The sequence below is a fragment of the Labrys sp. Lb11 genome, from assembly GCF_057554225.1.
In genome coordinates this window covers 325,436-338,191 of sequence record NZ_BAAJOT010000001.1, presented here as the reverse complement: position 1 = coordinate 338,191, position 12,756 = coordinate 325,436, and the positions used below count along the sequence as shown (strand labels likewise).

13 protein-coding genes and 1 pseudogene are annotated in these 12,756 nt (G+C 70.3%); 4 read left to right on the top strand and 10 right to left on the bottom strand.

The genetic code is table 11. The features are described from left to right. Window positions 1-84: 84 nt before the first annotated feature. Together AC27L4_RS01560 and AC27L4_RS01555 are read right to left on the bottom strand one after the other, a co-directional pair. On the bottom strand, window positions 85-981 hold the full coding sequence (locus AC27L4_RS01560; RefSeq protein ID WP_487140190.1) for an NAD-dependent epimerase/dehydratase family protein: 897 nt from the start codon (window positions 979-981) through the stop codon (window positions 85-87). A gap of 92 nt (window positions 982-1,073) precedes the next feature. Beyond that, window positions 1,074-1,409, bottom strand: a complete 336-nt coding sequence (locus AC27L4_RS01555; RefSeq protein WP_487140189.1) for a GIY-YIG nuclease family protein — start codon at window positions 1,407-1,409, stop codon at window positions 1,074-1,076. A gap of 123 nt (window positions 1,410-1,532) precedes the next feature. Here AC27L4_RS01555 and AC27L4_RS01550 point away from each other — a divergent pair, with 123 nt between their 5' ends. Both AC27L4_RS01550 and AC27L4_RS01545 read left to right on the top strand, forming a co-directional pair. Continuing rightward, entirely contained in the window at window positions 1,533-2,126 is a 594-nt protein-coding gene (locus tag AC27L4_RS01550; protein WP_487140188.1) for a DUF2239 family protein, read from the top strand. Further along, window positions 2,123-2,548, top strand: coding sequence for a DUF1330 domain-containing protein (locus tag AC27L4_RS01545; protein ID WP_487140187.1), 426 nt, complete (start codon window positions 2,123-2,125; stop codon window positions 2,546-2,548). The genes AC27L4_RS01550 and AC27L4_RS01545 overlap by 4 nt, the downstream gene beginning before the upstream one ends. Window positions 2,549-2,589: 41 nt before the next feature. On the opposite strand, the gene metG is transcribed toward AC27L4_RS01545, so the two are convergent. Next, complete coding sequence (gene metG, locus AC27L4_RS01540; RefSeq protein WP_487140186.1) at window positions 2,590-4,161, bottom strand: methionine--tRNA ligase; 1,572 nt, start codon at window positions 4,159-4,161, stop codon at window positions 2,590-2,592. Window positions 4,162-4,605: 444 nt separating this feature from the next. On the opposite strand from metG, the gene AC27L4_RS01535 reads away from it, so the two are divergent. After that, complete coding sequence (locus AC27L4_RS01535; protein WP_487140185.1) at window positions 4,606-5,169, top strand: putative glycolipid-binding domain-containing protein; 564 nt, start codon at window positions 4,606-4,608, stop codon at window positions 5,167-5,169. A 12-nt stretch (window positions 5,170-5,181) separates the two neighbouring features. On the opposite strand, the pseudogene AC27L4_RS01530 reads toward AC27L4_RS01535, so the two are convergent. The 3 genes and pseudogenes from AC27L4_RS01530 to AC27L4_RS01520 form a co-directional block, all read right to left on the bottom strand. Beyond that, window positions 5,182-5,498 (bottom strand): annotated as a pseudogene (locus AC27L4_RS01530) (SRPBCC family protein). Window positions 5,499-5,708: 210 nt separating this feature from the next. Continuing rightward, the gene (locus tag AC27L4_RS01525) at window positions 5,709-6,386 is read right to left on the bottom strand and encodes an RraA family protein (protein WP_487140184.1); all 678 of its coding nucleotides are present in this window, start codon (window positions 6,384-6,386) and stop codon (window positions 5,709-5,711) included. 4 nt (window positions 6,387-6,390) lie between these two features. Next, window positions 6,391-7,632 carry an aminotransferase-like domain-containing protein gene (locus AC27L4_RS01520; protein ID WP_487140183.1) on the bottom strand — a complete coding sequence of 414 codons (1,242 nt, stop codon included), beginning with the start codon at window positions 7,630-7,632 and terminating at the stop codon, window positions 6,391-6,393. A gap of 166 nt (window positions 7,633-7,798) precedes the next feature. On the opposite strand from AC27L4_RS01520, the gene AC27L4_RS01515 reads away from it, so the two are divergent. Further along, window positions 7,799-8,272 carry an Lrp/AsnC family transcriptional regulator gene (locus AC27L4_RS01515; RefSeq protein WP_487140182.1) on the top strand — a complete coding sequence of 158 codons (474 nt, stop codon included), beginning with the start codon at window positions 7,799-7,801 and terminating at the stop codon, window positions 8,270-8,272. A 16-nt stretch (window positions 8,273-8,288) separates the two neighbouring features. Here the strand turns inward: AC27L4_RS01515 and AC27L4_RS01510 are convergent, their stop codons facing one another. Genes AC27L4_RS01510 through AC27L4_RS01495 form a run of 4 tightly spaced genes read right to left on the bottom strand, consistent with a single transcriptional unit; the run spans window position 8,289 to window position 12,710 of the window. After that, a complete protein-coding gene (locus AC27L4_RS01510; protein ID WP_487140181.1) occupies window positions 8,289-9,323 on the bottom strand; it encodes a trans-3-hydroxy-L-proline dehydratase in 1,035 nt (344 codons plus the stop codon). A 9-nt stretch (window positions 9,324-9,332) separates the two neighbouring features. Beyond that, window positions 9,333-10,436, bottom strand: coding sequence for a cis-3-hydroxy-L-proline dehydratase (locus tag AC27L4_RS01505; protein ID WP_487140180.1), 1,104 nt, complete (start codon window positions 10,434-10,436; stop codon window positions 9,333-9,335). Window positions 10,437-10,446: 10 nt separating this feature from the next. Then, window positions 10,447-11,448, bottom strand: coding sequence for a 4-hydroxyproline epimerase (locus AC27L4_RS01500; RefSeq protein WP_487140179.1), 1,002 nt, complete (start codon window positions 11,446-11,448; stop codon window positions 10,447-10,449). Between the two features lie 23 nt (window positions 11,449-11,471). Then, window positions 11,472-12,710, bottom strand: coding sequence for an NAD(P)/FAD-dependent oxidoreductase (locus AC27L4_RS01495; protein ID WP_487140178.1), 1,239 nt, complete (start codon window positions 12,708-12,710; stop codon window positions 11,472-11,474). Window positions 12,711-12,756: the final 46 nt, after the last annotated feature.

The following is a 12,756-nucleotide window of genomic DNA, read 5'->3' as shown; positions in this document are numbered from 1 at the left end:
CCTTGTTTCGACGCATCTTTGCGACTTGACGCGATTCCGTCAAATCGCAAAACGCTTCAGGGCGGGCTCGCCGGCGGCTCTTCCTCAGAGGGTCACGTAGCGCCGCCAGTCATGGGCTTGCCTGAAGCCGAGCACCTCGCGCGCCTTGCGGTTCGACAGGGGCGCCTCGAACTCGCCCAGTTCGCGGGTGACGGGCGTGTTCGGCGCATAGCGGGCGAGGAATTCGCGGGTCGGAACGGTGGCGGTGATGCCGTCGTTGACGGCGTTGAAGACCTGGAAGCCGAGGCCGTCCTTCTCCAGGCACAGATGCACGATCTCGCCGAGGTCGCGGGCGTCGATGTAGCTCCAGGCATTGCGCTTGCGCGACGGCGGATCGGCGATGAAGGCGGGGAAGCGATCATATTCGTGCGGCTCGATGACGTTGCCGATCCGCAGCGCGTAGATGTCGATGCCGTAGCGCGTGGCGAAGGCGCGGGCGGTCTTCTCGTTGACCAGCTTGGACAGGCCATAGCTGTCCATGGGGTCGATGTCATAGTCCTCCTCCAGCGGAAAGCTGCGGAAGTCCTTGTCGCCCTCGGCGAAGCAGACGCCGTAGGTGGTCTCGCTGGAGGCGATGACGATCTTGCGCACGCCCAGCTTGGCCGCCGCCTCGATGACGTTGTAGGTGCTGACCGTGTTCTGGCGAAAGGTCTCGTTGTCCGGGTTGATCAGCACCCGCGGAATGGCGGCGAAATGCACGACCGCGTCCGGAGCCCGCGGCACCGTGCCCTGCTCGAAACCGTCGAATCCGAAATGCGTGGTCAGGGCGTTGAAGACCTGGCCGCTGTCGGTCATGTCGGCGACCAGCGTGTTGACGCCGGGCAGATCCAGCGGCTTCAGGTCGACGTTGAGGATGTCGTAGCCCCTGGCGACGAGATGCGGCACGGCGTGCCGGCCGGCCTTGCCGGTGCCGCCGGTGAAGACGATCCGTTTCCTGGTCATAGGCTTTCTCCCTGCGTGCACCGGCGGCTCGCAGGCCTCCGGCACATCGCCCCCTGTCCTAACGGCATTGCAACGGCCTGACAAATTCGACGTCAGAGCGCCTCGGCCGCCAGGGCGACGCGCCAATGGGCCAGCCGCTCTTTCAGGACGCGGTCGCGGACATAGGCCAGCGTCTCGCCGTCGAGCCGCTCGACCTCCTCGAGCGCGAAGCTGTCGGCGCCGTGCCGGCGCCAAGCCGCCTGCAGGCTCTTGTGGATGGCGCCACCCTGCCGGAGCGTGAACCAGAGCCGGTTCCGGATGGCGCCGAGATTGGCGGTGCTGCCGACCCAGCGCTGCCCCGTCGCGTGGCAGCGCACGACATAGACACCCGCGGCGACCTTGCGTTCCTTGCAGGCGGCGACGGCCGCCTTCCTGTCCTCGCTGTTCATGTGATCGATCCTCCTGCGCTCGACGCGGGTCCAGCCGGGTCGACGGCGTCATTCATTATTACCCGGATATATTGACACAGTTTTTCATCCGGGTAAATATGGTCATATTGCTGGAGCCATCCGATGTCCGAAGCCTTGTCCAAGCCCTGCGCCGCCTTTGACGGCCCTCGCCTGATCGCCAGCGGCGCGCTGGTCGACGTGGCCCTCGCGGTGAAGGCCGCCCTGGCCAGGGATCCCGCCGCGCCGATCCTGACGTTCGACGATGCTACCGGCGCGGTGGTCGATCTCGACCTGCGCGGCACCACGGCCGAGATCGTCGCCCGGCTCGACGCGCGCATGGCAGGCGCGGACCAGGAGGCGGCGCGGGGACGGGGCCGGCCGAAGCTGGGGGTGGTGGCGCGCGAGGTGACGCTGCTGCCGCGCCACTGGGAGTGGCTCGCCGGCCAGCGCGGCGGCGCCTCGCACGCGCTGCGCCGTCTGATCGACGAGGCGCGGCGCACCGATGGCGACCAAAGCCGGCGCCGCGCCGCCCGGGACGCTGCCTATCGATTCATGTCGGCGATGGCCGGGGACCTTCCGGGCTTCGAGGAGGCTGCGCGCGCGCTGTTCGCCGACGACCGCGGCCGGTTCGCGGAACACGCCGCCACATGGCCATCGGATATCCGCGCCCATGCGGACCGGCTCGCCTGGGACACGGCGAGGGAGGAGGTGCCATGACGGCCTATCTCGAGCCGACGCAGGAAGCCGGCCGCGCCTTCGCCATGCGCGGCCTCGCCGGGCCGGTGGTGATGCTCAACCTGCTGCGGCTGCGCGCCGTGGCCGACTATTCCGCCCATCCCGACCTGGCGCCAGCACGGCCGATCAGCGGCGCCGAAGCCTATGACCGCTATGTGGCGCTCAGCCTGCCGCACCTGACCGCCAGCGGCGGCGCCGTGCTGTTCCTCGGCGAAGGCGGTCCGGTGCTGATCGGCCCCGAGGGCGAGCGCTGGGACCGGGCGATGCTGGTGCGCCAAAGCTCGGCGGGGGCGTTCCTCGCCTTCGCCGCCGATGCCGCCTATCTCGCCGGCCTCGGCCATCGCACGGCGGCGGTGGAGGACTCGCGCATGCTGCCCCTGACTGCCCTGCCGCTGCCGACCTGAGCGCCTCCGGCCCGGCGGCACGCGCTGCGGAAGGCGTGGTGTCACACCTTCGGAAACAGCGGCATGCCGACATCGATCCTGCCTCCTGCCGGTCCCTGATCGGCGCGTCCGTCGGCTTTGCCGAGCCTGCGCAAGAGCTCCCGGCTTGCTCCGGGCAGCAGCGGCGCGATGCAGGTCGCGATTGCATGCAGAGCGGCCGCCAGGCTGAACAACACGCCCTGCAGCCTGGCGGCACATGCCGAGGCCACAGCCGCCTCGGCCGAGCCGGCTGCCTTGGCCAGGTTCCACGGGGCCTCCTCAGCGACATATCGGTTGGCATCCGCCACGAACGCCCAGATCTCGTCGAGCGCGCGATCGAAGGCGAAAGCCTGCAGATGCGCGGCGACGCCATCAGCGAGCTGGCTGGCCGAACGCAGCAATCTATCGACGTCGACGTTCTCGTCGGCAGGAAAAGGCGTGGTCCCGCCGCAGTAGAGTTCGATCATGCTCAGCACGCGGTGTGCAAGGTTGCCGAATTGCCCGGCAAGCTCGGATTCGTAGGCTTGCCGGAGCCGCGCAAGCGTGAAGTCGCCATCGGCCGTCGAGCGGATATGGCGCAGCAGGAAGTAGCGCAACGCGTCGGCCCCGAACTCCGTCGCCAGCGGCACGGGGTCGACGGCGTTGCCTGTGGACTTGCCGATCTTGCGTCCCTCGGCCGTGACATAGCCGTGGACAAGAATGCGAGTCGGCACGGGCAGGCCGGCGGACAGCAGCATGGCCGGCCAGTAGACCGCATGGAAGCGCGTGATCCCCTTGCCGATGACGTGTTCCCGCGAAACGGCCTGCAGCCACCATCGATCGAGATCGTCGCCCTCGCCGCCATAGCCGAGGGCCGTGAGGTAGTTCGCGAGCGCGTCGAACCAAACGTAGATCACCTGATCCGGGTCGCCCGGCACGGGTATGCCCCATCCCCGCGCCCGGGCGGCGCTGCGGGAGATGCTGAAATCCTCCAGGCCGCCGTCGATCCAGGCCAGGATCTCGTTGCGCCGCGTGTCCGGGACGATCTCGATCCCGCCATGCGCATAGAGCTCACGCAGCCGGTCTTCGTACCGCGAGAGCCGGAAGAACCAGTTTTCTTCCTCGATCGGATCCGGCCTCGTGCCGTGCTCGGGGCACCGTCCGTCGTCGAGATCGTCGGGCTTGCAGAACTGCTCGCAGCCGGCGCAGTACAGGCCGCGATATGCACGCTTGTAGATGTCGCCTCGCTCGAAGCAGGCTCGCCAGAGCCGTTCGACACCGTGCCTGTGCCGCTCGTCGGCGCCGGTCCGGATGAAGTCGTCATAGGAAAGATCGAGCTTGTCCTTCAGCGCCACGAAGCGTGCGGCGTTCTGCTCCACCAGCTCGGCGACCGGGATGCCCGCCGCCTCGGCGGCCTGCACATTCTTGACGCTGTTCTCGTCCGTCCCGGCCTGAAGCCGGACGCCGTGGCCCTGCCGGCGATAGTGGCGGGCAAGCACATCGGCCTGCACCACCTCCAGGGCAAAGCCTATGTGCGGCGCAGCGTTCACGTAGGGAATCGCCGTCGTGACGTAATGGTTCGCGCCCGACGCGCGGCGGGTCTGCTCGGTGAGCATACGGGAAACTCCTCTGGAGGGACGAGGCGGTTTCCGGGCATGAAAAAGCCGCCCCGGGTGGAAGCGGCTCTGACGTGTGGCCCGATCAGATCACATGCCGAATGGCGCCGCTTCCCGCTTGGAGAGCAGCATCATCATGGTCGAAGCGACGGTCGGCACAGGATCGATCATGAGCCGTGAGATAACCGATCCGCCGGCCCGCATCAATCCTTGCCGCTCCCACGCGGCCGGCCGGGGGCGGAGCCCCCTCCACCCCTCGCCGGTCCGCCGGATCGGACGGGGCGGCCTCCTGGCGGCACGGATTCCGACGATCCGTGTCCCATGGCGGGCGGCACCACGCCGAATCCGCATCTATCGGCTTGCGCCCCCTTGCCGGCGGCCCGAATATTCGCCCCAATCGGCACATAGGCTCGAAGCGGCTGGCCAGAGCGGAGGAGCCCGGGCGTGAGCACATCCGTTCTCTTCTGGCGCCGGACCGACGTCGACGGACTCGAACGCCTGGAGCTGACCATCACGCCGGAGGGGATCACGGCGACCGCCTCGGTGATCTGTCTCGACGCCGGCGGCTTCCGCCTCGACCACCGCTGGCAGCTCGCCCCGGACTGGCGCGCGCAGTTCGTCACCGTCGAGCGCTGGAATGCACGAGGCTATGGCGGCCTGCGCCTGGAGCGGGAGGGCACGGGCTGGCGGGTGGACGGGGCGCGCCGCGCGAGCCTCGACGGCGCCGAGGAGCCGGACCTCTCGGTCACGCCCTTCTGCAACACCTTCCCGATCCGCCGGACGCCGCAGGCCGCCGGCCAGAGCCTGGCGCTCGACATCGCCTTCATCGACGGCCTGTCGCTGACCGTGACGCGATCGCGCCAGCGCTACGACCGGCAGGGACCCGGGCGGCTGCGCTATGTCGACCTCGGCCGGTCCCACGGCTTCGAGGCGGATCTGACGGTGGACGAGGCCGGGCTGGTGCTGCGCTACGAACACCTGTTCGAACGGGTGGCCCCGCCGGCCTGACGCCGGTCGCGGTCAGGCCGGCTCCTGGGCCAGCACCTCGCCGATGCGCCTGAGGATGCCGGGCCAGCCGGCGCCCATGCCATCATACGCCGTCCGGCCGAGCGGGGTGTCGAGATCGAAGCCCGAATGCTCGAGCGTCAGGCGCGTGCCAGCGCCTTCCGGCTGCAGCCGCCAGGCGATCGTCATGCTCCGGGAGAAGCTGTAGCGGATCAGCCGCTCCGGCTCGACGGCGAGCACCTCGCAGGGCCGGTGCCCCATTTGCCCATGTCGAGCGTGAAGCGGTGCCCCACCTCCGGCCGGACGTCGCCGGCCACCCACCATTTCGCCATCAGCTCGGGCCGGGTCATCGCGGCCCATACCCACTCTACCGGCCGGTCGATGAATTCGTCCAGGACGATGGTCGCCGGTCTGGTCACGTCGGGTCGCCTTCGTCGGGAGCGGTGCCCAGGCCGGTCACCCGTTCCTGCCAGTGGCGTTCGAACGGGCGGACCCAGGCGTCGGAAAGTTCCGACATGTCGCGCGACCGGACGGTTGCCGGCTCAGCCGGCCTCGTGTCGCCGCGCCGGCGCGACGCCGAATGTCTCGATCACCGGACGACCGGCCGCCAGATTCGCCTGCCATTCCGCCTCGCGGGCCAGCTTGGCCTCCGCGTCGGCGATACGCGCCAGCAGGGTCGCAGGGGCCAGCGCCACCAGGCCGTCATCGTCGCCGATCACCAGATCGCCCGGAGTGACGAGGCGGCCGCCGACCACCACGGGCCGGTTGACGGCGCCGCGATCGGCGGAGGACGGCCCGCGCGGCGTGATCGCCCGGGCGAAGACGGAGAAATCCGCCCAGCCGGCCAGGGTGGCGACGTCGCGCACGGCGCCGTCGCAGATCAGGCCGGCACAGCCGCGCCCGCGCAGGAAGCCGCCGAGGATCTCGCCGATCATCGCCGTTTCGGCGTGTCCTCCCGCGGCGATGACAAGGACGTCGCCGGGACCGGTCTGTTCGAGCGCGTGCACGACGGCGCCGAAATCCGGCGGCTCGCACAGCGCCGTCACGGCGCGACCGAACAGGCGGGGCTGGCGGCCCGGCGGATTGAGCGGACGGATGGCCGGGTCGATCTGGCCGACGTCGCGGCCGAGGTCGACCGCCACCGCGACAGGCACGGCACGCCAGCGCTCGATCGCGGCAGGGTCGAGGGCGGGAGGGGCTGCGTGGATGGTGACGGTCATCGGATCAGCCCTTCTGCGACGACAGGGTCCGCACCGCCTTCGCCAGGCGGGCGACGCCTTCGGCCAGCCGGTCGGGCGGGTTGAGAGTGAAGTTGACGCGGATCGAACGGCGGTTGCGGCCGGCCGCATCGAACACGCTGCTCGGCGTCACGCACACGCCCGCCTCCAGGGCGCGCGCCAGCAGCCGGTCGGTGTCGAGGCCGGGATCGCGGGCCGTGGCCCAGACGAACATGCCGCCCACCGGCACGTCCCAGTCGAACCATTCGGCCAGATGCTCGGCCATGGCGGCGCAGAGCGCGTCGCGCCGTTCGCGGTAGAGGCGGACCACCCGCGGCTGCAGGCACTCGATCAGGCCGTCCTCGATGGCGCCGAGGGCGATGCGCTGGGTCACGCCGCTGGTGCACATGTCCGAACCCTGCTTGGCCATGGTCAGGGCCTCGATCATCGCCGGCGCCGCGACCACCCAGCCGATGCGCAGGCCGGGCGCGATCTCCTTCGACACCGTCCCCATATAGACGAGCGGACCGTCGTAGATCCGGCCGGGCGCCCGCCCGCCCGAGAGCTCGATCATCCGCGACAGCGGCTCGGCATCGTAGTGCAGCGTGCCATAGGGATCGTCCTCGACCAGCCAGGTGCCGGTGGCGTGCGCCGCGTCCACGAGCGCCCGGCGCATCGGCAGGCCCACCAGCCGGCCGGTCGGGTTGGAGAAGTTGGGCACGGTGTAGCCGAACTGCGCGCCGCGCAGCGCCGCCCCGGGATCGAAACCCGCCTCGTCGAGCAGCATGTTGCGGAAGGCCGGCGCGTGCGGGCGCCATGCATCGAGCGCGCCGAGATAGGTCGGGAACTGGCCGGCGATCAGGCCGCCGGTCTCCAGCAGCACCTTGCCGATCAGGTCGAGCCCCTGCATGCCGCTGGAGGTGACGAGCACGTTCTCGCGGCCGAGGCGCAGCCCGGGCGAGGAAAACCGGGCCGCCAGCGCGTCACGCAGCTCGGGCAGGCCCTCGATCGGGCCATAGCCGAGCGTGTCCTGGGGGTGGGCGGCGATGACCCGCGCCGCGATGGCGGCGATCTCGGCGGCCGGATAGAGCTCCGGCGCCGGCAGCCCGCCCGCCATGTTGATCAGGCCGGGAATGCGCCCCGCCGCCAGGAAGGTGCGGGTGACGTCGTTGCCGGTGCCGAGCCAGCGGGCGAAGGCCGGGCGCACCGCCTCGGCCGCGGCGGTCGGAATGGACGAAGCCTCGTTCATCGGCGAGCCCCTCCTCTTGGCTCCGGAGCCTCGACGGACGTCGCTCCGACTGGGTTCAAGAGACATAGCATCGCATCGGCGAGCGAATCCCTGCAATTTTTTGAGCTGCACTCCGGATTTGAGCGTATATCTCCAAGAAAATATCGAGCTTGAGTGAAAATCCCTCATGACGCGACTCGATTCCGTCGACCGGCGCATCCTCGCCGCCCTGCAGGCCAACGGGCGGATGTCGACGCTCGACGTGGCGGAGGCGGTGGGCCTGTCGCCGACGCCGTGCAGCCGGCGGATCCGGCGGCTGGAGGAGACGGGCGTGATCGAGGGTTATGCGGCACGCATCAGCCCGGCGGCGCTCGGCCTCAACCTCAGCGTCATGGTCTCGGTCCGCCTCGCCCGGCAGGGACCGGACGGGCACAGCCAGTTCCTCGACGCCATCCGGGACAGGCCCGAGATCACCGAATGCCTCTTGGTGACCGGGGCCATCGACTATCTGCTGCGCGTCTGGGTCAGGGATATCGAGGCGCTGAAGACGTTCATCATCGACGCGCTGCAGGGCATTCCCGCCGTGGCCGAGACCTCGACCATGGTGATCCTCAACGAGACCCGGACGAGCGAGTTCGCCCCGGTCGGCGGCAAGGGGTGAGGCGGCGCAAGCAGCCTCATCCCTGCCAGAGCGGCCAGGTGTCCGAGAGCCTGTAGCCGGTCGGCCAGGGGTCGGTCGGGTCGACCATCAGCTGCGCCGTGCCCGTCACCCAGGCGCGCCCTTCGATCGAGGGCACGATGGCCGGCCGGCCTCCGACCGTGGTCTCCGCCTCGATGCGGCAGTCGAAGCGAGAGCCGATGATCGAACGGCCGACGAAGCGGTCGCCGACCTTGAGCACGCCCTTGGCGTGCAGCACCGCCATGCGGGCCGAGCAGCCGGTGCCGCAGGGCGAGCGGTCGATCTTGCCGGGCCGGATCGCCACCGCGTTGGCGCCGGACGGCACACCGTCGTCGTCGGTCAGCGGCGCGGCGAACTGGCAGAAGGAGATGTGCGCCCAGTCGAGGTTCTCGGGATGGCGGAATCCGAGTTGCTGGTTCGCCGCCCGCACGATCCGCATGCCGAGCTCGGCAAAATCCCTGGCCTCGTCCGGCCTGACGGCAAAACCGAGCGCATGGGCGTCGACGATGCAGAAGCTGTCGCCGCCATAGGCTGTGTCGACGGTCAGCGTGCCGTGGCCTTCCAGCTCCAGGGGCGCGTCGAGCTTGTCGGCGAAGGACGGGTGGTTGCGGATGCGGATGCGCTCGGCCTTGCCGTTCCGGCAGGTGGCGGTGGCCTCGATCAGTCCGCCCGGCGCCTCCAGGACCATGCGCGTCTCGGGTTCCTGCATCGGCACGATGCCGGTGTCGAGCAGCACAGTGGAGACACAGATCGAGTTGGAGCCGGACATGGGCGGGGTGTCCTCCGGCTCCATGACGATCCAGGCCGCCACCGCCTCGGGGTTCCTCGGCGGCACCAGGAGGTTGACATGGCGGAAGACGCCGCCGCGCGGCTCCTGCAGCACGAAGTTGCGCAGGGTGTTGTCGGCGGCGATGAAGCGCGACTGCGCCCACACCGTGTCGCCCGGCGGCGGCGCGACGCCGCCGACGATGACGTCGCCGACCTCGCCCTCGGCATGGCAGCCGACGACATGGATGACCTTCGTTGAACGCATGGGCGGGCCTCAGCGGATGGTGACGACGGGGGCGCCGAGCGCGGCGAAGATCGGCGTGACGCCGAGGCCCGGCGCATCCGGCGCGGTCATGAAGCCGTCGACGCGCCGCGGCGCGCCTTCGGCGATGTCGACCGTGCCGTAGCTGTTGAAGTCGGTGGCGGAGAAGCAGAACTCCTCGGGCGTGGAGCGGGCGAGATGAGCGATGGCGGCGGTGACGATGTCGCCGCCCCAGGTGTCCTCGATCGTCATCGGCGTGCCGGTGGCGACGCAGATGTCGCGCATCAGCCGCGCCTTGGTCAGGCCGCCGACCTTGGAGATCTTGAGGTTGACGATGTCCATGGCATCGTCCGCCAGCGCCGCCAGCAGCATGTCGACGCCGCCGATCACCTCGTCGAGCACGAAGGGCCGGGCGGTGCGCCGGCGCACCGAGAGGCACTCCTCATAGGTCGGGCAGGGCTGCTCGATGAAGACGTCGAGGTCGGCCACCGCTGCGGCGATGCGCGCCGCCTCGGCCCGGGTCCAGCCGGTGTTGGCATCGGCGACGAGCACGTCGCGCTCGCCGAGGATGGCGCGGGTCTGGCGGATGCGCAGGATATCCATGTCCGCGTCGCCGCCGACCTTGAGCTGGAACTTGGTATAGCCCTGCGCCTTGTAGCCGGCGATCTTGCGGGCCATCTCCTCCGGCGCCTCCTGGGAGATGGCGCGGTAGAGCGCCACCTTCTCCTGCGCCGCGCCGCCGAGCAGCTTGTAGACCGGCAGCCCCGCAGCCTTGCCGAGGATGTCCCAGCAGGCGATGTCGACCGGCGCCTTGACATAGGGATGGCCGCGCAGCACCGCGTCCATGTGGCGGTTGAGCACGCCGAGGTCGGTCGGGTCCTGCCCGATCAGCTTCGGCCCGATCTCGGCGAGCCCGGCGCGCACGCCCCGGGCGTAGGCCGGCAGATAGGCCGAGCCGAGCGGGCAGCATTCGGCATAGCCGGTGATGCCGGCGTCGGTCTCGACCGCGACGACGGTGGAGTCGAACACCTCGACGAAGTTGCCGTTCGACCAGGCGTAGCGGCCTTCCCGCAGCGGCAGGTCGACCTGCCAGGCCGTGATGCCGGTGATCTTCATGGGCGTCTCCTCAGGCCACCACGAAGCCGCGGGCGAAGGGATCGCGGTCGTCGATGAAGATGGTGTTGTAGCCGGTCATGCGGGCCCAGCCGCCGACCGAGGGGATGACCGCCTCGCGCCCGCCCACGCTCGCCGCCGCCTCGACCCGCCCCTTGAACAGCGAGCCGATGATGCTCTCGTGCACGAAGGCGTCGCCCGGCTTGAGCTTGCCGGCCGCGGCCCAGTGGGCGATGCGCGCCGAGGTGCCGGTGCCGCAGGGCGAACGGTCGATCGCCTTGTCGCCGTAGAACACTGCGTTGCGGGCATGGGCTTCGGGATGACGCGGCGCGCCGGTCCACAGGATGTGGCTGAGGCCGCGGATCTCCTGCTTTTCCGGATGCACGAACGCGTATCTCTCGTTGAGGGCGCGGCGCAGCCCCGGGCTCATGCGCACGAGGTCGCCGGCGGAAAAATCCGCCATGTCGCGGAAGGCGGCCTGCGGCTCGACGATGGCGTAGAAGTTGCCGCCATAGGCGACGTCGACCGTCACCTCGCCCAGCCCCGGGCAGTCGGCGACCAGGCCGCGCGAATGCACGAAGGCCGGCACGTTGGTGATGCGCACCTCCTCGACATATTGTCCCTCCTGCCGGTACTCGGCGACGACGAGGCCGGCCGGGGTGTCGAGCCTGAGCACGCCCGGGGTCCTCGGCGTCACCAGCCCGTGCTCGATGGCCATCGTCACCGTGCCGATGGTGCCGTGCCCGCACATGGGCAGGCAGCCCGATGTCTCGATGAACAGGATGGCGATGTCGCAGTCCGGCCGGGTCGGCGGATAGAGGATCGAGCCCGACATCATGTCGTGGCCGCGCGGCTCGAACATCAGGCCGGTGCGAATCCAGTCGTACTCGGCCAGGAAATGCGCCCGCTTCTCGATCATGTCGGCGCCCTCGAGGCGCGGCCCGCCGCCGGCGACGAGGCGCACGGGGTTGCCGCAGGTATGGCCGTCTATGCAGAAGAAGCTGTGTCGCGCCATGGCTGATGCCTTCGCAGGGGTGGTCAGAATCGATCGGGACGGAACGGGGCGGTGGAGATCGCCGGCGGACGGCCGGCGAGGAGATCGGCGACGAGCTCGGCCGTCGCCGCGCATTGGGTGAGGCCGGAATGGCCGTGCCCGAAGGCGTAGACGATGCGGGGCGAGGCTTTCGCCGCGCCGATCACCGGCAGGGTGTCCGGCAGCGAGGGGCGGAAGCCCATCCATGGCCGGCCGCCTTCGGTCTTCAATCCGGGCAGGAAGGCGGCGGCCTTCCTCAGCATCGCCTCGGAGCGGGCGAAGTTCGGCGGCAGCGTGAGGCCGCCGAGCTCGACCGCGCCGCCGACGCGGATGCCGGTGACCAGCGGGGTGACGACGAAGCCATGGCCGCCGAAGGTCAACTGGCGGTGCAGGTCGAAGGCGCCGGGCGGCAGCGTGGTGTTGTAGCCGCGCTCGGTCTCAAGCGGGATGCGGTCGCCGAGGACGGCGGCGAGCGGACGCGACCAGGCCCCGGCTGCGACCACGGCGGCGGCGGCACCGTGCGTGCGGCCGTCGGCAAGCCGCAATTGCACCCCGGCCTCGCCCGGCGACACGGCCGCGACCTCGCCGCGCGTCACTTCGGCACCCTGAGCTGTGACGCGGTCATAGAGCGCCATGGCGAAGCGGTGGGGGTCGTCGACGGTCTGCCAGTGCGGCGTGAAGGTGCCGACGACGAAGCGCGGCGACAGCCCGGGCTGCAACTCGGCCAGCCGCGCGCCCCGCACATGCTCGAACGGGATGTTCTCGCGCTCGCGCGCGGCCCAGCCCGCCGCTGCGGCGGCGAGCTCGGCCTCGCTCTCGTAGAGCTGCAGGTTGCCGTCGCGGCGCACCCGCGGCCCGAGGCCGGCCCCGGCCAGCATCGCCTCCATGGCGCGGGCCGACAGGCGCATCAGCTCGCACTGGGCCAGGATGCTGCGGCGGTAGCGGTCGGGCAGGCTGGCTCGCCAGAAGCGCAGCAGCCAGGGTGCGATGCGCGGCAGGTAGGCCGGCGGAATCGAGAGCGGGCCGAGCGGGTCGAGCAGCCATCGCGGCGCCTTGCGCAGGATGCCGGGCGAGGCCAGCGGCAGCACGTCGGAGAAGGCGAAGGCCCCGGCATTGCCGTAGCTCGCCCCCTCCGCCACGCCGCCGCGCTCGAACAGCCGGACGCGGCGCCCCTCCCCTTGCAGGCGGAAGGCGATGGCCAGCCCGACGATCCCGGCTCCGACGATGGCGACTTCGTCCTGCATGCGCTTCAACCCGGATGATCGACAGGGTGCCATCCTCTCCCGGCCG

Bases quoted from the DNA above. Each gene is read 5' to 3' on its own strand.
- AC27L4_RS01520 (WP_487140183.1), bottom strand. From the start codon at position 7,632: ATGAACGAGGCTTCGTCCATTCCGACCGCCGCGGCCGAGGCGGTGCGC.
- AC27L4_RS01515 (WP_487140182.1), top strand. From the start codon at position 7,799: ATGACGCGACTCGATTCCGTCGACCGGCGCATCCTCGCCGCCCTGCAG.
- AC27L4_RS01545 (WP_487140187.1), top strand. From the start codon at position 2,123: ATGACGGCCTATCTCGAGCCGACGCAGGAAGCCGGCCGCGCCTTCGCC.
- AC27L4_RS01495 (WP_487140178.1), bottom strand. From the start codon at position 12,710: ATGCAGGACGAAGTCGCCATCGTCGGAGCCGGGATCGTCGGGCTGGCC.
- metG (WP_487140186.1), bottom strand. From the start codon at position 4,161: ATGCTCACCGAGCAGACCCGCCGCGCGTCGGGCGCGAACCATTACGTC.
- AC27L4_RS01555 (WP_487140189.1), bottom strand. From the start codon at position 1,409: ATGAACAGCGAGGACAGGAAGGCGGCCGTCGCCGCCTGCAAGGAACGC.
- AC27L4_RS01525 (WP_487140184.1), bottom strand. From the start codon at position 6,386: ATGACCGTCACCATCCACGCAGCCCCTCCCGCCCTCGACCCTGCCGCG.
- AC27L4_RS01510 (WP_487140181.1), bottom strand. From the start codon at position 9,323: ATGCGTTCAACGAAGGTCATCCATGTCGTCGGCTGCCATGCCGAGGGC.
- AC27L4_RS01550 (WP_487140188.1), top strand. From the start codon at position 1,533: ATGTCCGAAGCCTTGTCCAAGCCCTGCGCCGCCTTTGACGGCCCTCGC.
- AC27L4_RS01505 (WP_487140180.1), bottom strand. From the start codon at position 10,436: ATGAAGATCACCGGCATCACGGCCTGGCAGGTCGACCTGCCGCTGCGG.
- AC27L4_RS01500 (WP_487140179.1), bottom strand. From the start codon at position 11,448: ATGGCGCGACACAGCTTCTTCTGCATAGACGGCCATACCTGCGGCAAC.
- AC27L4_RS01560 (WP_487140190.1), bottom strand. From the start codon at position 981: ATGACCAGGAAACGGATCGTCTTCACCGGCGGCACCGGCAAGGCCGGC.